We start from the raw sequence: 22,429 nt of genomic DNA on the forward strand, positions 1-22,429 counted from the left end.
AAGGAGGACCACTACGTGCTTTTACGCTTGCACAAGCACCGAGGTGGTATGTCCGCCTCCATCAGGGCCGTCGTTGGCGCGGCGGCCCTGATTTCGTTTTGCTGTCAGATCGGCTGACCCGCACTCCCGAGAAAGCATTGGTATCGGCGTCTCCAACGGCGCAAATTCATCCCCGCTCGTGCGGGGGAATCGTGCCCGCACAATCGTGCATCGAAGCGTAGCGTGGGCCATTCCCGCAGGACGGGAGAGCCTTTAGCTTCGACTATGCAGGTTTCCCACAAATTCGCGTTGTGGTCAAAAAATTGAAGCATAGCGGTTCAGAAAATTTATCATGCTGCTCAAGCGCAAGGCATTTGATTTTGTTACCCGCTATAAACCCGCTGTTTTCTAGGACCAATCGACATTCATGCTGCCGCCCTTTTCCCTCTCCCCTGGATAGGGGAGAGGGTTAGCGGAGCTTGCCAGCTTTGCTGGCTAGCGCAGCTTGGGTGAGGGGTTGAGCGAGCCTCAAGGCTCGCGCGCTCGCTGCCCGAGCGCTTCACCCCTCACCCAGCTCCGACTAAGCCTTTGCTTCGCAAAGACTAAGTCTGCGCAACCCTCTCCCCTCAAGAGGGGCGAGGGAAGAAGGGTATGTCTGAATGTCGATCCGTCCTAGCGAAGTATTATCGGATCAGAACTTGCTCGATCGACGCCCACTCGCTGGCCGATACCAGAACCGCTCCTTCACCCCGCTCAAGCGTAATCGCCACGGGCGCGCGGTCGGCGACGACCTTGTCGATCATCGCCTCCAGATTCTCGGCCGCTTCGTCGTAGGAGACTGCCTGCATGGGGCCATGCTCTCCTACAACCGGCTGAACGTCAACCTCACCGCTTCCGCACAAACTCCGCGCGCAGCACCAGGCCCTTGATCCCGTCGAACTTGCAGTCGATTTCCTGCGCGTCGCCGGTCAGGCGGATCGACTTGATGAGGGTGCCACGCTTCAGCGTCTGGCCCGCGCCCTTGACGGTAAGGTCCTTGATCAGCGTCACCTGGTCGCCGTCGTTCAGCACGTTGCCGACCGAGTCGCGCACCACGACCGCATCGTCGTCGCTCGCCGTGCCGCCCTTGGCGGCGGCGTCGGCCGCGCTGATCCATTCGCCGGTCGCTTCGTCATACACATAGTCGTCGTCGGCCATGGCCTGGGGTCCCTGTTCTGATCGGTGGAATGGCGGGCGCTATGCGCGCTTGGCCGAAATGATGCCAGTATGATTACAGATCATGCCAGCGGCGGGAGCGCCCAGTCGATCGGCTCGCGACCATGCTCGACCAGGAAGTCATTGGCCTTCGAAAAGGGCTTCGAGCCGAAAAAGCCGCCCCGCGCCGACAAGGGCGAGGGGTGGACCGAAGTCAGGACGCAGTGCCGCCCTTCGCCCATCTCACGGACGAAACCCGCTTTCTTCTGGGCATAGGCGCCCCACAGGATGAAGACGACCGGCTCGGGCCTGGCGGCGACGGCGCGGATCACGGCGTCGGTGAAGCGCTCCCAGCCGCGCCCCTGATGCGAGGCGGCTTGCCCCATGCGCACGGTCAGCACCGAGTTGAGCAGCAACACCCCCTGCCGCGCCCAATGGTCGAGCAGGCCGTGGCCGGGCGGGGCGATGCCCAGGTCGGTCGCCATCTCCTTGTAGAGGTTGACCAGGCTGGGCGGCGGGCGGACGCCGGGCTGGACCGAGAAGGCCAGGCCGTGCGCCTGCCCTTCGCCATGATAGGGGTCCTGCCCCAGGATGACGACGCGCACCTGATCCAGCGGCGTCAGGTCGAGCGCGCGGAACCATTCGGACGGGCGGGGAAAGACACGTTCGCCGCCCTCGCGCTCCTCGGCGAGGAAGGATTTCAGCGCCTTCATATAGGGTTCGTCGAATTCGGGCCGCAGCACCGACAGCCAGCTTTCGTGCAATCGAACATCGCTCATGATTGTGTCTTGCCGTTCGCGACGGATGCGCGCAACCGGCGTCGCCGATGATCGTTATGCAGGCGATACGGTCGCCCTCCCGCGACCGCCAGATAGGAAAGGAACTGGTTCATGCAGCGTTCCCCGATTCTCCTGGCCGTGATGGCCGCCGCGCTGCCGCTGGCGGCGTGCGGGTCCTCCAGCGAACCGGCGAATAACAGCGCGGCCGCCGTCACCACCAACGGCACCGAGATGAGCGCTGACACGCTGGGCGCCAAGATCCGTGCGCTGCCCGAGGGCCAGCGTCGCGGCGTCCTGTTCCGCGCGATCCGTGACGCCGGGCCGAGCGGCGCCAGCTGCCAGTCGGTCACCGCGATGAAGGAAGCCGCCGCCACCAACGGCAACCCGACCTGGAACGCGGTGTGCGACGGCACGACCCAGTGGACGATCGTGCTGACCGCCGACCAGTCGGCCAGCGTCACCGGCCCCGGCCCCGTCACGATCAAGTGAGTCGGGCCAAGTAGGCCGGGAGAGGCTCGACCGTCACCGTCCGGGATGGTCGAGCCTCGCCAGCGTCGCGGGATCGTCCTGCCCGCCGAAGAAGCGCGTAAGCCCTTGGCGGAATGGCGCGGGATCGTCGGCGACGGCGGCGAACAGGGTCAGCGAGGAGCGCAGCTTCATCGCATCGACCGCGCCGAAGATCGCCTCGGCCGAACCCGGCGCAGCGATCGCGGCGGCCACGGCGGCCCGCAGGCGCTCCCCCAGCAGCGGATGCGCCAGATAGGCGCGGGCTTCGTCGGCATCGGCGATGGCATAGAATATCGCCGTGGGGCTGCGGCCCAGTCCGGCGATCTGCGGGAAGATATACCACATCCAGTGGCTTCGCTTGCCGCCGGATCGCAGTTCGGCCAGCGCCGTGGCAAAACTGTTCGCCTGGGCCTCGACAAAGCGGGCCAGCGCGGCATCATGGGCAGGCAGGGATGACATGAAGGGGCAACCGGCCGCAGCCCCGAAGCGTTCCCGCCCATACGAGATTCGTCAGGAGAGAGACATGTGCCGTTTCGCCATCCTTGCCCCCTTGGCCCTGCTCGCGCTGTCGGCGTGCGGCGGGCAGGGGGGGGATACCGACTCGGATGTCGCGCCGGGTAACTTCACCCCGCCGGGTACGGCGCGACCCACCCCGATACCGGGCGTGGCGCAGGTCAACCCGCTGACCAGCTATGTCGGCCATTATCCGGGCGATGCGGTCGACGGGGTCAGCTTCTTCGACCGGACCGAGGTGGCGAGCGCGCTGCACGATGCGGTCGGCGACCAGAAGCTGGTGCAGCGGATCATGTCGCGCGGCGCGGTGACGGTGCCGATCTTCCGCCAGGGGGAGCAGGGGATCGCCGCCCATGGCTGCACCCCGCATGACTGCGCCGACAACAACTGGACGGTCCAGATCGACCTGAAATCGTCCAAGGCGCGGGTCTGCTATCACGACCGCGAGACGATGGGCGACCGCAGCCAATGGTATATGGGCGGCGCACCCGTGACCCAGCCGGGGGAATGCCCGCAGGAGGGGTGATCCTCCCCCCGCGCATGGCGAGGGGGCACCAGCGGCTCGCAACGAATCACGCCCCTCCCGCAGGCGGGAGGGGATGGGGGAGGGAAGGCCACGGGCGATGGTCTCGGTGAGACTCCTTGCCCTCCCCCGACCCCTCCCGCTTGCGGGAGGGGAGAGGCTTACGGGAGTGAGAGGAAGCGCGCCGCCGGATATGCCTGCCGCGATTCCTCCCCGGCCGGGCCTTCAGCTTGTCCTCAGAACGTGTACGCCAGCCCCAGCGCGCTCAGCCACTGGCCGCGCGAACCGGCCTGCGCCACGATCGGGCTGTCCCCGAAGTCGTTGACCATCCGGCCATAGGTCAGGCCGCCGACGACCTTCCACCCCTTCAACAGGTTGCCGGTGATCGAATAGGTGGCAAGGCCACCGACCGACCAGTCCTTCCACCCGGCGCGCGCATTGTACACGGGCAGGCCGCTCGCCGTGCTCTGGTCCGGCGTGATCGAGAAATAGCGGCGGGCATAGCCGCGCCCGGCCCGCTCGGCGGTGGCGAACAGGCCGACCGCCGCCTTGGTCGACAAGGGGGTGAAATAGTTGACCGAAGGCTGCCAGATGCCGCTGTCGTGTACGCCGGTCACGTCATGGCGATAGCTGAGCGAGACAGAGAGTCGGTCATAGGGGCTGGTGACCACGCCGATCTTGCCGATGCCGACATAGCCGCCCAGCTCGACCGCCGCACCGATCTTGCCCAGCGCGCGGACGCGGGGATCGTCGATCTGCGACGGGGCGGTGCGGTCCAGGTTCACCACGCCGATCGGCCCGGCCTGGATATCCCAGTCGCGATTGGCCTTGTCGCCGATCAGGTCGACCGAGAGGCGGTTGCCGATATAGGTGATGGTGTGCCCGTCGATATAGGCGAGCGCGGCGGGGGCGGGGGTGAACTGATAGTCGTTCGACCCCTCGTAATCGGGCAGATAGGCCCCGGCCAGGCCGACGGTGATGGTGTTCTTGCCCAGTTGGCCCGCCATCTCGGCGGCGGCGGGGTTGCTGGACACCGTGGCATCCTGCGCAAAAGCGGGGGCCGACAGGGATAGCGCGCCCATGGCGATCAGCGGGGCGGAAACGCGCGAAAATAGGCGCAAGACGGAAAACTCCCTGAATTCTGTTATCCGAAATGCAACGCTACGGTCACGATTTCGCTCCGGCGGATTGTGTCAGAAGATGTACCGCATCTTAATCTGTTGTGTTTCGGCAACAGAATCGAGCGTGAACCGCGCCGCGGCAAAGCGCGGCGGGCCGAAGCGGATCACCGGATTGCGTGAAAAGCCGAAGCCTTCGCGCGGGATGCCCGCCAGCGTGTCGAGCTTGGCATTGTTGTTCTCGTCATGGATGACGGCGGCGGCGTAATTGCCGTGCGGCAGGCCGTCCAGGTGGATGCCCCGCTGCCCGGCGGGGACCGAGCGGGTCAGCGCGCGCGCATCGTCGACGCATTGCGGGAAGTTATCCGGGTCGGCGGTCAGGCACAGCCGGATCATGCCCTTGGCCGAGCGGAGCTGGTCGATCCCGATGTCCAGTCGGCTGACCGGCGCGGCGCTGATCAGCGGCAGGGCGGCCAGCACCAGAAGCGCGGCGCGCGGCCTGCGCATGGGCGCGCTCGAAATCCCCGAGCCCCCGGTCCGTGCCGCACAGTCGATCCCAGAACCGGAAATAGAGTCCATAATTGCACCCATATTGCTCATGATGCCGTTGATGATGGCTTGCCGTGATGAGCCACCCCCCCAGGTGCCCCTGCCACAGGAATCGCGGAAAGATCTCCCAACCCATGTGGTTGGTCACGCCCATAACGGTCATGATGGTCAGCACCAAGCCGAGCGCGCCGACGTGAATCGGAATCACAAACACAAGTAGCGGAATTACCACAGCGCCCGTCACCGCCTCGATCGGGTGAAAGGCCATGGCGGCCCAGGCGGTCGGCGGGCGGCTGGCATGGTGGACGGCGTGGGCAGCCTTGAAGACGGCGGGCCGGTGCATCCAGCGATGCGTCCAGTAGAACCAGGTGTCGTGCGCGACCAGGTACAGCAGCACCGAGACCGGCCAGTACCAGAGCGGATAGGCGTGGATGTCGGCGTAAATCTGTGTCCAGCCGCGATTCTGCCAGCCCCAGGCGACGATGCCTGCGGGCACGCCGTAAATGGCGGCGGAGGCCAGGCTCCACCAGATTTCGCGCCGGATCTGCGGATCCAGCCCGGCATAGAGATTCGGATGCCGTGCCCGGGTCGCCAGCGCAAACGCCCCCGAGGCGAGCAGATAGCGGACACCGACGATCAGCGTCATGGCGATGGCGGACAGGATCAGGGCAAGCGTCACGAGAACCTTGTACCCTATCGGGGGCGTGGCTTGAACCGCGAACGTCTGGTTCGAGGCCTTTTGTTCGCGCGGAGGCGCGGAGGCGCGGAGAGGTTGAAGCGGGCGTCGGCGTCGAGGACGTGTTCATCCTTTTGCCCATGCCGCGCCGTCGATGAGCAGAAGCGGCCTGTCGGCCGGACGTGACACCTCCGCGTCTCCGCTCGAACTCCACCACCTCCGTTCAGGCTGAGCGAAGTCGAAGCCCACGCATCACCTTATCAGCGAGCGCATCCCATGCACTTCGACTTCGCTCAGTGCGAACGGAGGTGGGAGCTTGGGTTATCCCCGGTGGAAGATGCGGATCGGCCTTTCGTGATAGACCCCCTCGACCGGCGCGCCATAGCCCAACTTCTCTGCCAGCCGGATCGACGCGCTGTTTCCCGGATCGATGATGCAGCAGGTCCGCCCGATTCCCTGCGCCTCCGCCCAGTCCAGCACCGCGCGCATCGCCTCGCCCGCATAGCCCTTGCCCTGCGCGGCCGGGACCAGCGTCCATCCGACCTCCGGCACCGTCAGTTCCGGCACGATCGCGCGCCGTGACTCCAGCAGGCCCATATCGCCCAGCACCTGCCCCGTCGCCGGGTCGCACACCACCCAGGCGCCGTATCCGAACACTGTCCAGCATCCGACCGATCGAAGCAGCCGAATCCACACATCCTCGCGAGCGCGCGGCTTGCCGCCGATCATCCCGTACACCGCCGGATCGGCCCACATCGCTGCCAGTGCGTCGAGATCGTCGGGATGATGGCTGCGCAGGGTCAGCCGTTCGGTGGTCAGGGTCGGCGCGGTCATGCCCCGCAGCTTAGCCCGCGTCGCGGATCACCGCCAGAAACGCCTCGCCATAGGCATCCAGCTTGCGCGCGCCGATGCCCGACAGCAGCGACAGCGCCGCCCTGCTGGTCGGCCGCTGCGCCGCCATGTCGCGCAGCACCGAGTCGTGGAAGATGACATAGGGCGGCACCCCCGCCTCCTGCGCCAGTTCGCGGCGCTTGGCGCGCAACGCCTCGAACAGCGGATTGTCCGCCGGATTGGCGGCGACGGGTGCGGCGCGGCGGCCCTTCTTCTCACGCTTGGGCGGCACGACCAGCGACAGCCGCGCCTCGCCCTTGATGAGTGCGCGGGCGGCGGGGCCGAACTCCAGCCCGCCATGATGATTGGTGCGTAGTGCATCGCGCAACAGCAGCGCACGGTGGACCGGCTTGATCAGCGCCACCTCGTCCCCGTCGATGATGTTCCACACCGACAGCGCCTCATGCCCGTTCATCAGGCTGCGCTCGGTCGACTGGCCGGTCAGCACCTGCTCGATATAGCCCGCGCCGAACATCTGGCCGGTGCGGAACACCGCCGACAGGAATTTCTGCGCTACGGTCGTCGCATCGACCGCATCGGGCGACCCCAGGCAATTGTCGCAATTGCCGCAATCCTCCGCCAGTTCCTCGCCGAAATGGCGCAGCAGGATGCGGCGGCGGCATCCGCCCGTCTCGACCAGCGCCCCCAGCGCCGACAGCCGCGCGCGCTCGCCTGCCTGCCGCTCGGGCTCGACCTCGGCCATGCGTTGCCGCGCGCGGGCGAAATCGTCGGCGCCCCAGAAGAGATGCGCGACCGATGGATCGCCGTCGCGGCCCGCACGGCCGGTTTCCTGATAATAGGCCTCGATCGACTTCGGCAGCCCGGCATGGGCGACGAAGCGCACGTCGGGCTTGTCGATGCCCATGCCGAAGGCGACGGTGGCGCAGATCACCATGTCCTCGCTCGCCACGAAATCGGCCTGGTTCTTCGCGCGCACCGCGGGGTCGAGCCCGGCATGATAGGCGCGCACCGGGCGGCCGGTCCGCGCCAGCGCCTCGGCCAGCTTCTCGGTCGCCGCGCGCGTCTGGGCATAGACGATGCCGGGGCCGGGCGTGTCGGCGACGACGCGCGCGATCTGCAGGTTGACGTTCGCCTTGGGGCTGATCGCATAGCGTATATTGGGCCGGTCGAAGCCCGAGACGATCATCCCCTCGACCGGAATGCCCAACTGCTTGGCAATGTCGGCGCGGGTATGCGCATCGGCGGTCGCGGTCAGCGCGAGCCGGGGCACCTCCGGAAAGGCGTCCATCAGCGGTTCGAGCAGCCGGTAGTCGGGGCGGAAGTCATGCCCCCATTCGCTGACGCAGTGGGCTTCGTCGATCGCGAACAGGCTGAGCGGCGCGGAGCTGAGCAACTCGCGGAAATGCCCTGACGAAGCACGCTCGGGTGCGACATAGAGCAGGTCGAGCTGGCCGTCGCGGAAGCGCGCGACCGTCTCGGCCCGGTTCTGGTCGACGCTGGTCAGCGTGGCGGCGCGGATGCCCACCGCCTCGGCCGCGCGCAACTGGTCGTGCATCAGCGCGATCAGCGGGCTGACCACGACGCAGCAGCCGTCCATCATCACGGCGGGCAGCTGGTAGCAGAGCGATTTTCCTGCGCCCGTCGGCATGACCGCCAGCGTCCGTTGCCGGTTCAGGACGCGGTCGACAACCTGCGCCTGCACGCCGCGGAACTGGCTGTACCCGAAGACTTCATGGAGTTTGGCAAGGGGGTCGGCGACCATCGGCCTGCATGTAGCGACCGTGCAGGGGCGGGGGAAGGGCAGCCGGTTTTTCACGCCTGACGAAAATATTTTCACATCCGTTCCGTGGAAAAAATCGAGCGTGTTTTTGCGATGTTGTCCGATGCTCGTGGCGTCGATCGGGCCTTTCCATCCCCGAAACGGGCGGTTCGCTTTGTAACGAAACATTGCCAGAGCGCAGTGCCGTGGCTATTGCGACTAAGTCTCATATTCATGAGGGGATTCATGTTGATTTGTCGAACGCGGCCGCTGGCTGCCACCCTGTCGTGCGTCTTGATGATGGCGGCGAGCGCCCCGGCCATGGCCAGCGAGGGTATGTTTTCACGGGTCTATACGACCGACCTGACCCCGGCGGGCCATTTCGAGCTGGAACAGGTCGTTCGTGAGCGCGAGGGGCGCGCGTTCGGCCATTACGACGCCACCGACCTGCGCACCGAGTTCGAATATGGCGTCACCGACAATTTCCAGGCGTCGCTCTACGTCAACTCCAATCGGATGCACGCGACCGGCGCGCCCGATGATGACGACGAACGGGGCCAGACCGGCTTTACCCGCCACAATCTCACGGTGCAGAGCCTGTCGACCGAGTTGGTCTACCGTGCGATCAGCCCGTACAAGAACAAGCATGGCTGGGGCCTCGCTTTCTATATCGAGCCCGAATACGCCTTTCACGATCTGCACAACGGCCTGAAATACGGTCCCGGCACCTTCGGGCTGGAAACCCGTGTGATCGTTCAGAAGAACTTCGCGGATGACCGGGTGGTCCTGGCCTATAATCTGGTGCTGGAGGCGGAATCGATCCGCTTTTCGGGACGCCCCGACACCAATAGCGAACTCGACTGGAACAATGAACTGGGCGCCACCTATCGCGTCGCACCCAAGTTCTTCGTCGGGGCCGAGTTCCGCAACCATAATGAATATGGCAATTTCACCAAGCATGAGCATTCGGTCTACTGGGCCGGGCCGGCGGTCCATTATGCCGGTCAACATGCCTGGGCGACGCTGGGCTATCTGCGGCAATTCGCGGGCAATCCCGGCTTTGACGAAGACGGCAACGACATCGGCAAGACCCTCTTCCTGCGCAGTCATGAGCGCAACGAGGTGACGTTCAAACTCGGCATCCCCTTTTAAGGACGGACCCATGCGCTCGCGCTTCATCCCGCTCGCCGCGATAGCCGCGGCGGCCATTCCGGCACCCTTGTGCGCCACCGTTTACATGACGGTGCAACAGGTCCAGGCGGCCTGGTTTCCCAACCAGGCCCTGACACCCGACGATCGCACGCTGTCCCCCGAACAAATGGCCGCGATCCGCGCGCATAGCGGCGTCCATGTCCTGTCCCGGACGGTGCGAAGCTGGCACGCGCCGCATGGCGGCCGGTTGTTCGTCGACCGGGTGCTGGGCAAGCACGAGTTCATCACGCTGGCGCTCGCCGTCAATGCCGACGGCTCGGTGCGCGGCCTGGAGATACTCGATTATCGCGAAAGCTATGGGGGGCAGGTCCGTGACCCGGCCTGGCGCCACCAGTTCGTCGGCAAGCGGGACGGCGCGCCCTTCGAGCTGGACAAGGACATTCGCAACAATTCGGGGGGGACGCTCTCGGCACGGCATGTGACCGAGGGTGTGAAGCGGTTGCTGGCCACTAACAGCATCGTCTTCGGTGCAGGCTGAACGCGCCCGGCCCTGGCTGGGCACGATCACCACGATCCGGGCGAGCGGCGGCAGCGAAGGGGCGGTCGTCGCCGCCATCGATCAGGCTTATGCGGCGATCGCCCATGTCCATCACCGCATGAGCTTCCAGTCGGCGGACAGCGATCTGGCGGCCATTGCTCGTCTTCGGCCGGGCGAGGAGGCGGTGATCGATCACGCAACGGCGGCGTGCCTGGGCCGCGCGCTGGCCTTTGCGGAGGCCAGCGGCGGTGCATTCGATCCGGTCCTGCCGGAAAATGGCGCGTCGTGGCGCGACCTGCGGCTTCAGGGCGTGCGGATAGCGGTGCGGCGCACGCTGCGGCTCGATCTGTCGGGCATCGCCAAGGGCTATGCGGTCGATCGCGCCTGCGAGCGGCTGGCGGCGGCGGACTTGGTCGCGGCGATGGTCAATGCCGGGGGCGACCTGCGCACCTTCGGTCCGGAGGAGACGGTGACGCTCACCCCCAGCGGCCCCGCAGCCCCGGTCGCGGTGCTGTTGCAGGATGGGGCGCTGGCGAGCAGCGACGTGATCGGCAGCCTGGCCGAATATGGCGTGGTGCAGCACCGCGACGGACGCTCGGCTCCGTCGTCCGCCGCCGCCCCTTCCCCGACCCCCGCTTTCGTCAGCGTCGCGGCGCCGTGCTGCACCGACGCCGATGCCTTGACCAAGATCGTGCTGGCGATGGGCGACGATGCCGCCGCGCTGCTCCGCGCGCACGACGCGGTTGCCTATGTCCATCAGCCCGACCGGGGATGGCGAACGATAGGATGCGAAATGTGAGCCGCGCCAATGCGATGCAATTGACCACCAGGCGGCGGCGTCTGCTCCAAGGCGTGCTGTTGCTCCTCTGGGCCAGCGGGACGGGCTGGCTGATCGCGCACCACTGGCTGACGCGACAGGGGGAATATGGGCCGGAGATCAGCCCGGTCGAACCATGGGCGTTGCGCCTTCATGGCCTGATGGCGCTGGCCACCACGGCGTTTCTAGGGCTGCTTTGGGCGGTGCATATCGTGCGTGGCTGGACCGCGAAGCGGCGGCGCGGGTCGGGGGGCGTGCTGTTCGCCGGCGCGATGCTGCTGCTCGCGACCGGCTATCTGCTCTATTATGCCAGCGACGACGATCTGCGCGGCTGGGTGTCGATCGTCCATTGGAGCCTGGGGCTGGTGTCCTTGCCGCTGTTCATGGTCCACCGGATCGGGCGCGGGCACCCGCGCTGACCCTGCGCCCCGCCAGCCCGGCTTGCCCCGCCGGGCCTCATCGCCTAGCGCTACGACCCATGAAGCGATTGGCCATTTACTGCGGGTCGGCGACCCCCTCGGACCCCCAATATATCGAAACCGCGCGCGCCGTCGGGCGCGGTCTGGCGGAGCGGGGAATCGGCGTCGTCTATGGCGGCGGGCGGCTGGGCCTGATGGGCGCGGTGGCGGATGCGGCGCTGGAGGCCGGGGGCGAGGTGATCGGCATCATCCCGCAGGCGCTGGTCGATGCCGAGGTCGCGCATCGTGGGCTGACCGAACTGCATGTCGTGCCCGGCATGCATGAGCGGAAAAAGGCATTCACCGACCTGTCCGACGGTTTCATCACCATCGCGGGCGGCACCGGTACGATGGATGAATTGTGGGAAGCGCTGAGCTGGGCACAGCTGGGCTATCATGCCGATCCGGTCGGGCTGCTCAACACGGGCGGCTATTACGATCATCTCGTCGCCTTCTGGGACAAGATGGGCGAGGTCGGTTTCCTGCGGCCGCAGCACCGCGAGCTGCTGATCGTCGACACCATGCTGGACGGTCTGCTCGACCGGATGGGCAGGCATGTGCCGACCCAGCCGATCGTGCGCATGAACGCGGACGATCTGTGAGCGACACCGCCGCCCCGACCGAGCGCGACGCGCTGGTGGCGGCGGCGCGGGATTCGATCGCCAGGGGCTCGAAGAGCTTCGCGGCGGCGAGCCTGTTGTTCGATCCCGAAACGCGTGCGCGCGCCTGGCTGCTCTATGCCTGGTGCCGCCGCTGCGACGACATCGCCGACGGGCAGGATCATGGCCATGGCATGACCCGAGTCGCCGATGCGCCCGCGCGGCTGGCCGAATTGACCGAGAAGACCGAGGCGGCGCTGGCGGGCCGGGTGGTCGGCGACCCGGCCTTCGACGCGTTGCGCGTGGTCGTGGCCGAGACGGGAATGCCGCATCGCTGGCCCCGCGACCTGATCGCCGGGTTCGCGCTGGATGCGCAGGACTGGCGGCCCGCGACCGAGGACGATCTCTACCGCTATTGCTATCATGTCGCGGGGGTTGTCGGCTGCATGATGGCGGTGACGATGGGCGTCGCGCCGGACGATGATGCCGTGCTCGACCGTGCCTGCGATCTGGGCATGGCGTTCCAGCTGGCCAATATCGCGCGTGACATTGCCGAGGATGCGGGCGCGGGGCGGCATTATCTGCCGCGCGAATGGCTCGCCTATAAGAGCATTGCCCCCGACGCGATCATGGCCCCCTCGCACCGGCCGGGCCTGAGCGCGCTGGCGCGGCGGCTGACCGACCGGGCAGCGGCGTTCGAGGCGAGCGCGCGGATGGGCACGCCCGCGCTCTCCTATCGCTCGGCCTGGGCGGTGCTGTCGGCGGCGGCGATCTATGGTGAGATCGGGCGCAAGGTGGCCAAGCGGGGGCGGCATGCCTGGGACACGCGGGTCGGAACCGGCAAGCTGGAGAAGCTGGGTTTCATGGCGCGCGCCAGCCTGCAGGCGGCGCGGCGGGACAAGATGCGGATCGTCCCACGCGATCCGACGCTGTGGACGCGGCCGCGCTGACGCCCAGCCCTGCGTTCGGGCTTATCCCATCCTCCGTTCAGCCTGAGCGAAGTCGAAGGTCACGCGAATAACTCACCAGATGGGAAACCTGTCCTCTGGTTCCCTTGGCCTTCGACTTCGCTCGGGCCGAACGGAGGGTAGGGGAGCAGAACGGAGAGCGGGGTGCTTAGCCCCGAGTCGGCTTGCGTCCGGTCTTCGCCATCTGCGCGCCCATCCGGCGGCAATCGGCCCCGATCACGGGATAGGGGACGTCGGTGTTGGCGGCGATGCGGTTGGCCAGGTCGGCCCGGCACTGTGCCATGGTCTCATAGCGGGCGGGCACCATCCGCGCCTCGGTGCAGTCCATGCTGCCGTCGCCGCAGCCCAGGATCGCCATCACATAGAAAATCGGTTCCATCTAACCGCCTCCAGTTAAAGGTGAAACGTGGGCGCGCGGCGGGAGGTTCCGGGCTTCGGACGATTGCCTTGGCGCCCTATTGCGTTCCTGAGCCATTGAACTCGGCGCCGCTTCGTCCGACATGGGGCGGACATGCCCCCAATCGATCCCACCGCCGGGACGGCCGACCGGCCGCTGATCCCGACGCTCCGCCGCTTCCTCCCCTATCTCTGGCCCGCCGGAGAGCCCGGCTTGCGCGTGCGGATCGTGGCGGCCATGGCGCTCGTCATCCTGTCCAAGCTCGTCCAGGTTCTGGGCGCGGCCTATACCTTCAAATATGCGGTCGACCGGATGGCGGCGAACGATCGGAGCGCGGTGACGCTCGTGATCCTGCTGGTCGTCGGCTATGCAGGCGCGCGGTTCGCGACCACCCTGTTCGACAATCTGCGCAATGCGGTGTTCGAGATGGTCGGGCAGGATGCGACCCGGCGGCTGTCGGCCGACGTGTTCCGCCACCTCCACCGCCTGTCGCTGCGTTTCCATCTGGAACGGCGGACCGGCGCCGTCACCAAGGTCGTTGAGCGGGGCACCAAGAGCATCGACACGATGCTGTATTTCCTGCTGTTCAACATCGCGCCGACCGTATTGGAACTGGGGCTGGTCCTGGCGATCTTCGGGCGCAGCTTCGGCCCCGTCCTGGTCGTCACCACCATGGCGATGGTCGTCCTGTACATCGTCTTCACCCGCAAGGTGACCGACTGGCGCAATGCGTTGCGGACGCAGATGAACGACCTCGACACCGGGGCGGTCGCGCATGCGGTCGACTCGCTGCTAAATTTCGAGACGGTGAAATATTTCAACGCCGAGGAGCGTGAGGCACGGCGGTATGAGAACGGCGTCGCCGCCTATGCGCGTGCGGCGACCAAGTCGGAAAATTCGCTCGCCTGGCTCAATGTCGGACAGGCGGCGATCACCAGCCTGATGCTGGGCTTCGCCATGGCCTGGGTCGTGCGCGAGTGGAGCCGGGGGGCGGCGTCGGCCGGTGACGTGGTGCTGGTATCGACCTTGCTGTCCCAGCTGTTCCGGCCGCTCGACCTGCTTGGCATGGTCTATCGCACCATCCGGCAGGGGGTGATCGACATGGGTGCGATGTTCGACCTGATCGACACCCCCGCCGAAGTCGTCGACACGCCCGGCGCGCCGTCGTTGAAGGTGACCGGCGGGCATGTCCGGTTCGATCATGTCGTGTTCGGCTATGATCCCGAGCGGACCATATTGAAGGGGCTGACGCTGGATGTGCCGGCGGGCACGACCTGTGCGGTGGTGGGGCCGTCGGGTGCGGGCAAGTCGACGCTCGCGCGGCTGCTCTATCGCTTCTACGATGTGAATTCCGGTGCGATCACCATCGATGGCCAGCCGGTGTCGGCGGTGGCGCAGGACTCTTTACGCGCCGCGATCGGCATCGTGCCGCAGGACACGGTGCTGTTCAACGAGACGATCGGCTATAACATCGCCTATGGCCGCGAAGGTGCCGACCAGGACGATGTCGAGCGCGCCGCGAAGGGCGCGGCCATTGCCGACTTCATCGAACGCCAGCCCCAGGGCTATGCGACCCGCGTCGGCGAGCGCGGGCTGAAGCTGTCGGGCGGCGAGAAGCAGCGCGTGGCGATCGCGCGCACCCTCCTCAAGAATCCGCCGATCCTGATCCTCGACGAAGCGACCAGCGCGCTCGACAGCCGGACCGAGGCGGATATTCTGGCCACGCTCCAGGCGATCGAGCGCGGGCGGACCACCTTGGTCATCGCGCACCGTTTGTCGACGGTGGTCCATGCCGACCAGATCGTCGTCCTCGACGGCGGCCGGGTGGTCGAGCGCGGCACGCACGGCGAATTGCTGGCGAAGGGCGGGCTGTATGCGGAGATGTGGGCACGCCAGGCCGCTGAGGTCGAACAGGTCGAGGAGGATGCGCTGCTGGCGTGAGTTTCCTCCCCTGTAAGGGGAGGTGACACCCCTCCACCAGCTGCGCTGGTCCCCCTCCCCTTGCAGGGGAGGAAGATCAGAGGCAGCTCAACCGCACCTGCCTTGCGGGCTTGTCGAACACGATCGACGAACAGCGGTTCAGCTGGTCGGCGCCGATCGACAGCCAGTCCTTCTTGGGATTGCGCCTGCCCTTGCCGGTTACGACCACTTCGTCCGGATCACCCGCCGGTGCATCGGCGTCGGCGATGGTTGCCGTGCTGCCGAAATCGACGGTTCGGACCCCCAATTGCGACATCGCGAACGGGCCGATCGCGACGGGCGTCTTCAAGGTCATCGTCCGAATCGGCCGTGTCACCCCGAAGACGATTTCCTGTTGGGTCGCCGCACCGGATAACTGTCCGCCATAAGCCCGTGCCAGCCGGACCGCGCCACCCGCATTGGTCGTGCTGCGCGGATTGCGGGGGTTGAAGATGACCCGCATCGGCTCCCCCTCGATCGGGATCACGACATAGCGTGAACCCCAATCGCCGAACATCCCGCCGCCGCCGACCATCGGCAGGCTGACGTCGCGCTCGCCCGGTTGCGGTGCGCGCAGGCGGAAACGGATGACGGGATCGGCCAGGCTGGCAGGGCCGAACACACCGTCATAGCCCGTGGCATAAGGTTGTTCGGCAAAGGCGATCCGTCGTTTGAACGCGGCCCCTGCACCGGACCGAACCTCCGCCACGGCGGATTTGCCGTCGATCCGTACCGGCCCGACCCGGAAGCCGATTTCGATCATGCCCGGCTTCATACCCGCGGCTTCGGCATAGCTTTTGGTGATGATCGGAATGCCGAGCGCCGCCGGATCGATCAGCACGGTGCGGGCGACCCCGTTGACCGACAAGGTCTCGCGTCCATCCGGTGCGATCACGCGCTCCGGCGTCGGCGGCGCGGCGGCCGTGAGGGGGGCCAACAAGAGGCAGGCGAAGACACGGCTCATGATGATCTCCCGGTGTCGTGACGACCGGGTAACGATCGGGTGTAATCATGTCGGCTTTGTGGCCGGACCGGACTTTATTGCGCGGGGTGGTTCGTGATGAAATCCGCCACCGCCGTCACCACGCCCGGTGCGATCGGCAGATTGGGGTCGGCATAGGTCGCCAGATTCGCGCCCCGGCTCTCGCCCTCGACCGTCTTCAACACGTGGTTGACCTTGGGCAGCAGGATCAGCGTCGCCTTGGGCTGGGCGGCTTTCAGGATCTTCGCGTCCTCGACCGTGACCTGAAGGTCGGCTTCACCCTGCACGATCAGCAGCGGCTTGCTGGTCGCGGCCGCCAGTTTTGCCGGGTCCTTGGCAAAGCTGTTGACCAGAAAGGGCTGGATCACGTCGGCGAACAGCATCGACAGCGGAGGCGTCAGGCTGGCGGCGGGGATGGTATGCCCGGCCTCCAGCGAGTCGATCGCGCGGTCTGCATCGGCCAGGATGGGCGCATTGGCCGGATTGGCATGGAGCTGCGCCCGCATCACCTCGCCCAGTCGGCGTCCGGGGGTGGAGACAGCGATGACGCCGCACAGTCCCGCCGGTCTGGCGGCGGCGGTGTCCAGCGCGACCAGTCCGCCCTCGCTATGCCCCAATACCCACACGCAGGGCGCGCCGGTCTTCGCACGGATCGTGGCGATCCAGGCGCGGGTGTCGGCGGCATAATCGTCGATCGTCACCTTGTTGGCATCGGGGATCGCGCCCGCGCTGGCGAACATGCCGCGCTTGTTGATTCGCACGCTGGCGATGCCCTTGGCCGCCAGCCCTTCGGCGAGCAGACGCAGCGAGGCGGCCTTCAGCCCGCGCGGACTGTTGCCGTCGCGGTCGGTCGGTCCCGATCCGGGGATCATCAGCACGACCGGCACCTTGGCCCCCTCCGGTCCGGTCCAGCTGCCTTTCAGCGGACCCTCAGGGCCGGGGGCGGCAATGTCGCGATCGGCCATCGGCATGGTTGCGGCGATGATGGCGGCGAACAGCGTGACGAGCGACATGACCTACCCCTCTTTAATGGCCTTTATTCCCGACGCCCCGTTCAGCCTGAGCGAAGTCGAAGGCCACGCGATGCCCTCGCCACAGGGATGCGGGGCCAGGTTTTCCCTTGGCCTTCGACTTCGCTCAGCCTGAACGGAGGGGGAGAGGGAGGCCGTTACTGCCGCTCCAGCATCAGCGCCGCCGTGGCCTTGGCGCTGCCGACCACGCCCGGAATGCCCGCGCCCGGATGGGTGCCCGCGCCGACGAAATACAGGTTGGGGATCGAATCGTCGCGGTTGTGGACCCGGAAATAGGCGCTCTGCGTCAGGATCGGCTCCAGCGAGAAGGCCGAACCCATATGCGCGTTCAGGTCGGTCGCGAAATCGGCCGGGGCGTAATGGAACTTGGTCACGATCCGTTCGTGGATGTCCGGGATCAGGCGACGGCCCACCTCGTCCAGGATGCGCTTTTCGAGGATCGGTCCGACCTCGTCCCAGTTCATCGGGAACTTGCCCATGTGCGGCACCGGGGCCAGCGCGTAGAAGGTCGAATGCCCCTCGGGCGCAAGGCTCGGGTCGGTGACGGTCGGATGGTGGAGGTAGAGCGAGAAATCCTCCGACAGCACGCCGGTATCGTAGATATCGGTCAGCAGGCCCTTATAGCGCGGACCGAACAGGATCATGTGGTGCGGGATGCCCGGCCAGGCGCCCTTGATGCCGAAATGGACGACGAACAGCGACGGCGAATAGCGCTTGCGCTCCAGCCGGTTGACCGCCCGCCGCGCCGAGCGGTTGTCGGACAGCAGGTCGCGATAGCTGTGCATGATATCGGCATTGGTCGCGACGGCATCGGCCTGGATGGTCAGGCCGCTCTTGGTCACCACGCCGGTCGCGCGGTCGCCCAAAGTCTCGATCCGCGTGACGGGATCGCCCAGCCGGATCACGCCGCCGATCCGCTCGAACTGCGCGACCATGCCCGCCACGAGGCGGTTGGTGCCGCCGCGCGCGAACCAGACGCCGCCGTCGCGCTCCAGCTTGTGGATCAGCGCATAGATGGCGCTGGTCGTCATCGGATTGCCGCCGACGAGAAGCGTGTGGAAGGACAAGGCCTCGCGCAGCTTTTCCGACTTCACGAACTTCGACACCATGGCATAGACCGAATTCCATGCCTGGTACTTCGCCAGCGCGGGCGCGGCCTTGATCATCGAGGCGAAGTCGAGAAACGCGACATGGCCGAGCTTCTCATAGCCTTCGCGGTACACCCCCTCGGCATAGTCCAGGAACTTGCCATATCCCGCGATATCGTCGGGGTTCAGCTTGGCGATTTCCGAGCGCAGCTGGGTGTCGTCGTTGCTGTAATCGAAATTGGTGCCGTCGACCCAGTTGAGCCGATAGAAAGGATGGACCGGATCGAGCGTCACGTCCTCCGACATCGACCGGCCGGTCAGCGCCCAGAGTTCTTCCAGACAGGCCGGATCGGTGATGACCGTCGGCCCGGCGTCGAAGGTGAAGCCGTCGCGCTCCCAATAATAGGCGCGCCCGCCCGGCTTGTCGCGCGCCTCGACGATCGTCGTCTGCACGCCCGCCGATTGCAGGCGGATGGCCAGCGCCAGCCCGCCAAAGCCCGATCCGATGACGACCGCGCTCTTCATGCCCGGCCCCCCGACTTATCTCTCAGGGCGGCGATCGCGCGCAGGATCGGCACCGGCGGCCGTCCGGTCAAAACTCGTGCCTTGTCGGCCATGGTCGATTGCCCCGCATAGAATCGCCCGATCAGGTCGGGCGGAAGTCGATAGAAACGCTCAAGAACGCGGTATCGCTCATCCGGCTCCGCGGCCTTGAACAACATCGTGTCGAGCATACGGTAAAAGCCGCGCGCGTCCCAGGCGTCGCGCGCCATGCGATAGGTCGCGTCGTGCAGGTCGGTCCCTGCAAAGTCGCGCCGATCGGCCAGCATCGCGGCCATGCGGATCGCATCGGGCAGCGAATAGCCGGTGGTCGGGTGAAACAGCCCGGCGCGCATCCCGGCCTTGGGCGTCCTGGCCCCGCCGCTGCGCCAGTAACCGTCGAAATCGCCGCCCATGGCGACGGGCAGCACGCCCGCCTCCTCGCGCACCACCTCGGCCCCCACCCAGTCGCGGCTGTCGGCATAGCGTTCGATCCGCTGGACGATGGCGCGACGGTTCAGCTCGGCGGAGGTGGAGTAATAGGTATCCTCGACGAAGATCCGGTCCTCGGCGAAGGGCAGGGTATAGACGAACCGATAGCCGTCGAGCTGCTTGACGGTGGCGTCCATCACCACCGGCCGCTCGACCCCGTGCGGGCGGGCGAGCTTCAGTTCCTGCCCGACGAATTTCTGCCAGCCGCAGGACAGCGACGACAGGTCGCCCGCGCCCCGCGCGTCGATCACGCCCGTCGCCTCCACCCGGTCGCCATCGGCGAAGACGGCGGCGGTGGCCGACACCGCCAGCACCTTGCGCCCCAGGATCAGCGCTTTCGGCGGCAGCGCCCGGCGCACTTCGGTGTCGAGGCGGTGGCTCTCGATCGAATAATAGGTCTGGTCGATGGTGCGCGAATGCGCCGGAAAGGCGACGTCATAGCTGCGCCAGCCATGGGCGACGAGCCGCTCGACGATCCAACGGTCGCGCTTGGCGACATCGCTGCCGAAAAAGGACCAGAGATGGTTGCCGCCGATCGTCTCGCCCGCATCGACCAGCCGGACGTCGAGCGAGGGATGGCGGGCTTTCAACGCCAGCGCGATCAACCCGCCGGCCAGGCCAGCGCCAATGATCGCGACATCGCAGGAGATTTTGGCAGCCATTGGCCCACCGCTACCGGAAAGCGGGGCCGAGGCAAAGGGTCGGTGCCATTACAGAAGGACGGCGGTGTCGGGCGCGTCGCCGGTCGCGAAGCCGCCGGTGATCTTCCATGCCGCCAGATCGATGATCGCGATCCGGTCATTCTCCAGCGCCGCGTACAGGACCGACCCACCGGCGGGCAGGTTCAGCCCCGGCGCGGCGGCGGGCAGGGGCAGCCGTGCTTCCTCGGCCAGGGTGGCGGGCGAATGGCGGGTCAGGCTCTTGTCGGCGGTGTTCGATACGATCAACCGGCCGTCCGGCTGCACGACCACCCGCACCGCCTCACCGCGCAGGGTGGTGCGCGCGCGCGGCCGCAGCGTCACCGCATCGAGCGCGTGGAGCACGCCCGCCGGGCGGTCGATGACATAGAGCGTCCGTTCGTCGGGGCTGAGCGCCAGGCCCTCGGGCGCCTTGCCGATATGCTGTTTGACCGGTGCGAAGCTGGCATCGTCGGGGTTCACCATGATGACCATGCCACTCATCGTGTCGGCGACATAGGCGCGGCTGCCATCGGCCTTCACCACGAAATAATGGCTGCGCGCGCCGCCGACCGGGATCATCCGGTCGGGGCCGTCAGCGGTGGCGGGCGTGTCGAAGCGGGCGAGCAGGCTGTCGGTCTCGGACAGGGCATAGAGGCGACCCTTCGCATCCATCCGCATCCCGTGCCAGCGGCGGTGCGGGGCCAGGTCGATGGTGCGCGCGAGCTTGCGCGCCGCCAGATCGATCACCCAGAGCTGATGCCCGCCCTCGCCGCCGAACTGCCAGCCCTTGACGCCATAGCCGCCGACATAGGCGAAGCGGCCGTCCGCATCGGCGACCATCTCGTGCGGCTGGGTGCCCAGCGGCACCTGACCCAGCCGTTCGCCGTCGGGCACGCGGTAGAAGGCGACGCCGCCCGGGCCCTTTTCGACCACGGCCAACACGCCGCGCGGTGGTGCCGCGGCCTGCGCCCGGCGTGCCCAGGCGAGGGGAAGGGCGGAGGCCACGCCCAGGGCGGCCAGGCTCCACAGGCCCTGACGGCGATCGATCAGCGGCATGGGGCGGCTCCTGAACAACGGGGGATGACAGCCAGACGTGGCGCGCGGCCGTATGTTCCGCCGCATGGCGGAGCCGATGCGAAACTGATGCGTCTTTTCCCGCAAAGCGGGTCCGCCACCAGTTGCGGTGAAACGGCCGTTTGAATAGGTGAACCGCATGATCCGCCCAATCAACGAAAGCGTCGCCGTCGCTCCCCAGATCCGGCCCGAGGACGTCGCCGCGATCAAGGCGGCGGGCTATGCCGCCATCGTCAACAACCGCCCCGATGGCGAGGAGCCGGGCCAGCCGACCGGCGATTCGATTCGCGCCGCGGCCGAGGACCAGGGGCTGGCCTATACCGCCATTCCCGTGACGCCCGGCGGGTTCAGCCACGAGATGGTCGACCAGATGACCCAGGCGCTGGTCGAGGCCAAGGGGCCGGTGCTGGCCTATTGCCGGTCGGGCACGCGCAGCTGCAATCTGTGGGCGCTGGCGGCGGCCAAGGCCGGGCGCAACCCGACCCTGATCGTGATGCAGGCCGAAGGGGCGGGTTACGACCTGTCGGGCCTGCGCCCGACGCTGGACGCGCTGGCAGGCAACGCCGGATGATCCTGCCGCTCGTCGGCACGGTGACGACCGGGGCGCTGGCCGGGCTGGGCCTCGGCGTGGCGCTAGGCGGGGCGGGGATCGCCTGGCTCTGCACCCGCCGCCGCGATCGCCGGATCGGCTCGCCCGAAGATGTCGCGGCGGCGGCCGAGGCGGCGCTGGCGGGCTTCACCGTGGCGGGCGCCGTGGTCGGTGCCGATGGCCAGGGCGCGCTGGTGGTGGCGACCGACGGCCGGGTCGCGGCGCTCAAGCTGCAGGGACGCCGGATCGGGGTGCGCGAAATCCCATGGACGCGGGTGCGATCGGGGGCCGAGGGCATCGTCGCGGAGGTCGAGGGGCGTTTCGGGCCGGTGATGCTGGCCGGGGTGAATGTGCTCGACATCCGGCGGCTGGCCCCGCGTTGAGGGTGGGAATGCCCCTCCACCATCCTTCGGATGGTCCCCCCCCCTGTCTGATGGGATGGTGGTATGAAGGTGTTGCGGAAGGGAGCCCGTCCCCCCCGAGGGTCTCGAGCCCGATAGGGAGCAAGGGTCCCTTCCGCGTTGGTCACAACCCTGAACAGTTGCTTGGGACTGTGGATCCCGCACGACATGGACAGGAGCCTTTACCATGCCACAAGCCGTCATCGGCTGCGACC

26 protein-coding genes are annotated in these 22,429 nt (G+C 67.0%); 11 read left to right on the plus strand and 15 right to left on the minus strand.

Annotated features, from left to right (window positions below; translation table 11 throughout):
- Positions 1 to 662: 662 nt before the first annotated feature.
- From BSZ14_RS07700 to ung, 3 genes are all read right to left on the minus strand, one after another.
- Positions 663 to 827 (minus strand): type II toxin-antitoxin system prevent-host-death family antitoxin, encoded by a 165-nt coding sequence (locus BSZ14_RS07700; RefSeq protein WP_042485284.1) that lies wholly within the window; start codon positions 825 to 827, stop codon positions 663 to 665.
- A 37-nt stretch (positions 828 to 864) separates the two neighbouring features.
- Positions 865 to 1,176 (minus strand): alkylphosphonate utilization protein, encoded by a 312-nt coding sequence (locus BSZ14_RS07705; RefSeq protein WP_056435829.1) that lies wholly within the window; start codon positions 1,174 to 1,176, stop codon positions 865 to 867.
- A gap of 80 nt (positions 1,177 to 1,256) precedes the next feature.
- Positions 1,257 to 1,952 (minus strand): uracil-DNA glycosylase, encoded by a 696-nt coding sequence (ung, locus tag BSZ14_RS07710; protein ID WP_198930469.1) that lies wholly within the window; start codon positions 1,950 to 1,952, stop codon positions 1,257 to 1,259.
- A gap of 111 nt (positions 1,953 to 2,063) precedes the next feature.
- On the opposite strand from ung, the gene BSZ14_RS07715 reads away from it, so the two are divergent.
- Positions 2,064 to 2,441, plus strand: coding sequence for a hypothetical protein (locus BSZ14_RS07715; RefSeq protein WP_139330369.1), 378 nt, complete (start codon positions 2,064 to 2,066; stop codon positions 2,439 to 2,441).
- A gap of 33 nt (positions 2,442 to 2,474) precedes the next feature.
- On the opposite strand, the gene BSZ14_RS07720 is transcribed toward BSZ14_RS07715, so the two are convergent.
- Positions 2,475 to 2,918 (minus strand): DUF1810 domain-containing protein, encoded by a 444-nt coding sequence (locus BSZ14_RS07720; protein ID WP_198930470.1) that lies wholly within the window; start codon positions 2,916 to 2,918, stop codon positions 2,475 to 2,477.
- Between the two features lie 64 nt (positions 2,919 to 2,982).
- Here BSZ14_RS07720 and BSZ14_RS07725 point away from each other — a divergent pair, with 64 nt between their 5' ends.
- Entirely contained in the window at positions 2,983 to 3,498 is a 516-nt protein-coding gene (locus tag BSZ14_RS07725; protein ID WP_076710474.1) for a hypothetical protein, read from the plus strand.
- Between the two features lie 233 nt (positions 3,499 to 3,731).
- Here the strand turns inward: BSZ14_RS07725 and BSZ14_RS07730 are convergent, their stop codons facing one another.
- From BSZ14_RS07730 to recQ, 5 genes are all read right to left on the minus strand, one after another.
- On the minus strand, positions 3,732 to 4,616 hold the full coding sequence (locus BSZ14_RS07730) for a MipA/OmpV family protein (protein ID WP_241823685.1): 885 nt from the start codon (positions 4,614 to 4,616) through the stop codon (positions 3,732 to 3,734).
- Positions 4,617 to 4,688: 72 nt separating this feature from the next.
- Positions 4,689 to 5,009 (minus strand): DUF2141 domain-containing protein, encoded by a 321-nt coding sequence (locus BSZ14_RS07735; RefSeq protein ID WP_330218791.1) that lies wholly within the window; start codon positions 5,007 to 5,009, stop codon positions 4,689 to 4,691.
- Entirely contained in the window at positions 4,975 to 5,808 is an 834-nt protein-coding gene (locus tag BSZ14_RS07740; RefSeq protein ID WP_241823687.1) for a sterol desaturase family protein, read from the minus strand. Before BSZ14_RS07740 ends, BSZ14_RS07735 begins: the two co-directional genes overlap by 35 nt.
- A 351-nt stretch (positions 5,809 to 6,159) precedes the next feature.
- A complete protein-coding gene (locus tag BSZ14_RS07745; protein ID WP_076710477.1) occupies positions 6,160 to 6,672 on the minus strand; it encodes a GNAT family N-acetyltransferase in 513 nt (170 codons plus the stop codon).
- A 10-nt stretch (positions 6,673 to 6,682) separates the two neighbouring features.
- Positions 6,683 to 8,452 carry a DNA helicase RecQ gene (gene recQ / locus BSZ14_RS07750; RefSeq protein WP_076710478.1) on the minus strand — a complete coding sequence of 590 codons (1,770 nt, stop codon included), beginning with the start codon at positions 8,450 to 8,452 and terminating at the stop codon, positions 6,683 to 6,685.
- Positions 8,453 to 8,695: 243 nt separating this feature from the next.
- Here recQ and BSZ14_RS07755 point away from each other — a divergent pair, with 243 nt between their 5' ends.
- From BSZ14_RS07755 to BSZ14_RS07780, 6 genes are read left to right on the plus strand one after another with little or no spacing between them, the layout of a single operon-like run.
- Entirely contained in the window at positions 8,696 to 9,601 is a 906-nt protein-coding gene (locus tag BSZ14_RS07755; RefSeq protein ID WP_042485233.1) for a DUF6662 family protein, read from the plus strand.
- Between the two features lie 10 nt (positions 9,602 to 9,611).
- The gene (locus BSZ14_RS07760; protein WP_076710480.1) at positions 9,612 to 10,139 is read left to right on the plus strand and encodes an FMN-binding protein; all 528 of its coding nucleotides are present in this window, start codon (positions 9,612 to 9,614) and stop codon (positions 10,137 to 10,139) included.
- Entirely contained in the window at positions 10,129 to 10,938 is an 810-nt protein-coding gene (locus BSZ14_RS07765) for an FAD:protein FMN transferase (RefSeq protein WP_076710481.1), read from the plus strand. Before BSZ14_RS07760 ends, BSZ14_RS07765 begins: the two co-directional genes overlap by 11 nt.
- The gene (locus BSZ14_RS07770) at positions 10,935 to 11,375 is read left to right on the plus strand and encodes a hypothetical protein (RefSeq protein ID WP_076710482.1); all 441 of its coding nucleotides are present in this window, start codon (positions 10,935 to 10,937) and stop codon (positions 11,373 to 11,375) included. The genes BSZ14_RS07765 and BSZ14_RS07770 overlap by 4 nt, the downstream gene beginning before the upstream one ends.
- Before the next feature lie 59 nt (positions 11,376 to 11,434).
- A complete protein-coding gene (locus tag BSZ14_RS07775) occupies positions 11,435 to 12,016 on the plus strand; it encodes an LOG family protein (RefSeq protein ID WP_042485239.1) in 582 nt (193 codons plus the stop codon).
- Positions 12,013 to 12,963 carry a phytoene/squalene synthase family protein gene (locus BSZ14_RS07780; protein ID WP_076710483.1) on the plus strand — a complete coding sequence of 317 codons (951 nt, stop codon included), beginning with the start codon at positions 12,013 to 12,015 and terminating at the stop codon, positions 12,961 to 12,963. Before BSZ14_RS07775 ends, BSZ14_RS07780 begins: the two co-directional genes overlap by 4 nt.
- 166 nt (positions 12,964 to 13,129) lie before the next feature.
- Here BSZ14_RS07780 and BSZ14_RS07785 read toward each other — a convergent pair whose 3' ends face one another.
- Positions 13,130 to 13,360 (minus strand): hypothetical protein, encoded by a 231-nt coding sequence (locus BSZ14_RS07785; RefSeq protein ID WP_042485246.1) that lies wholly within the window; start codon positions 13,358 to 13,360, stop codon positions 13,130 to 13,132.
- A gap of 132 nt (positions 13,361 to 13,492) precedes the next feature.
- Here BSZ14_RS07785 and BSZ14_RS07790 point away from each other — a divergent pair, with 132 nt between their 5' ends.
- Positions 13,493 to 15,319, plus strand: a complete 1,827-nt coding sequence (locus BSZ14_RS07790; protein WP_076710484.1) for an ABCB family ABC transporter ATP-binding protein/permease — start codon at positions 13,493 to 13,495, stop codon at positions 15,317 to 15,319.
- A 76-nt stretch (positions 15,320 to 15,395) separates the two neighbouring features.
- On the opposite strand, the gene BSZ14_RS07795 is transcribed toward BSZ14_RS07790, so the two are convergent.
- The 5 genes from BSZ14_RS07795 to BSZ14_RS07815 all read right to left on the minus strand — a co-directional run bounded on the left by BSZ14_RS07795 (position 15,396) and on the right by BSZ14_RS07815 (position 21,206).
- Complete coding sequence (locus tag BSZ14_RS07795) at positions 15,396 to 16,301, minus strand: hypothetical protein (protein ID WP_076710485.1); 906 nt, start codon at positions 16,299 to 16,301, stop codon at positions 15,396 to 15,398.
- Between the two features lie 74 nt (positions 16,302 to 16,375).
- A complete protein-coding gene (locus BSZ14_RS07800; protein ID WP_198930471.1) occupies positions 16,376 to 17,332 on the minus strand; it encodes an alpha/beta hydrolase in 957 nt (318 codons plus the stop codon).
- A 155-nt stretch (positions 17,333 to 17,487) separates the two neighbouring features.
- Positions 17,488 to 18,963, minus strand: coding sequence for a phytoene desaturase (locus BSZ14_RS07805; RefSeq protein WP_076710486.1), 1,476 nt, complete (start codon positions 18,961 to 18,963; stop codon positions 17,488 to 17,490).
- Positions 18,960 to 20,132, minus strand: coding sequence for a lycopene beta-cyclase CrtY (crtY, locus tag BSZ14_RS07810; protein WP_076710487.1), 1,173 nt, complete (start codon positions 20,130 to 20,132; stop codon positions 18,960 to 18,962). Before crtY ends, BSZ14_RS07805 begins: the two co-directional genes overlap by 4 nt.
- A 48-nt stretch (positions 20,133 to 20,180) precedes the next feature.
- Positions 20,181 to 21,206: a YncE family protein gene (locus BSZ14_RS07815; RefSeq protein ID WP_076710488.1), complete on the minus strand. Its 1,026-nt coding sequence runs from the start codon at positions 21,204 to 21,206 to the stop codon at positions 20,181 to 20,183.
- Between the two features lie 157 nt (positions 21,207 to 21,363).
- Here BSZ14_RS07815 and BSZ14_RS07820 point away from each other — a divergent pair, with 157 nt between their 5' ends.
- Both BSZ14_RS07820 and BSZ14_RS07825 read left to right on the plus strand, forming a co-directional pair.
- Positions 21,364 to 21,795: a TIGR01244 family sulfur transferase gene (locus BSZ14_RS07820; RefSeq protein WP_042485259.1), complete on the plus strand. Its 432-nt coding sequence runs from the start codon at positions 21,364 to 21,366 to the stop codon at positions 21,793 to 21,795.
- A complete protein-coding gene (locus BSZ14_RS07825; protein ID WP_052811419.1) occupies positions 21,792 to 22,196 on the plus strand; it encodes a hypothetical protein in 405 nt (134 codons plus the stop codon). The genes BSZ14_RS07820 and BSZ14_RS07825 overlap by 4 nt, the downstream gene beginning before the upstream one ends.
- The last annotated feature ends 233 nt before the right edge of the window (positions 22,197 to 22,429 follow it).

This window comes from Sphingomonas sp. Sph1(2015), assembly GCF_001970915.1.
GTDB classification, from domain to species: domain Bacteria; phylum Pseudomonadota; class Alphaproteobacteria; order Sphingomonadales; family Sphingomonadaceae; genus Sphingomonas; species Sphingomonas parapaucimobilis.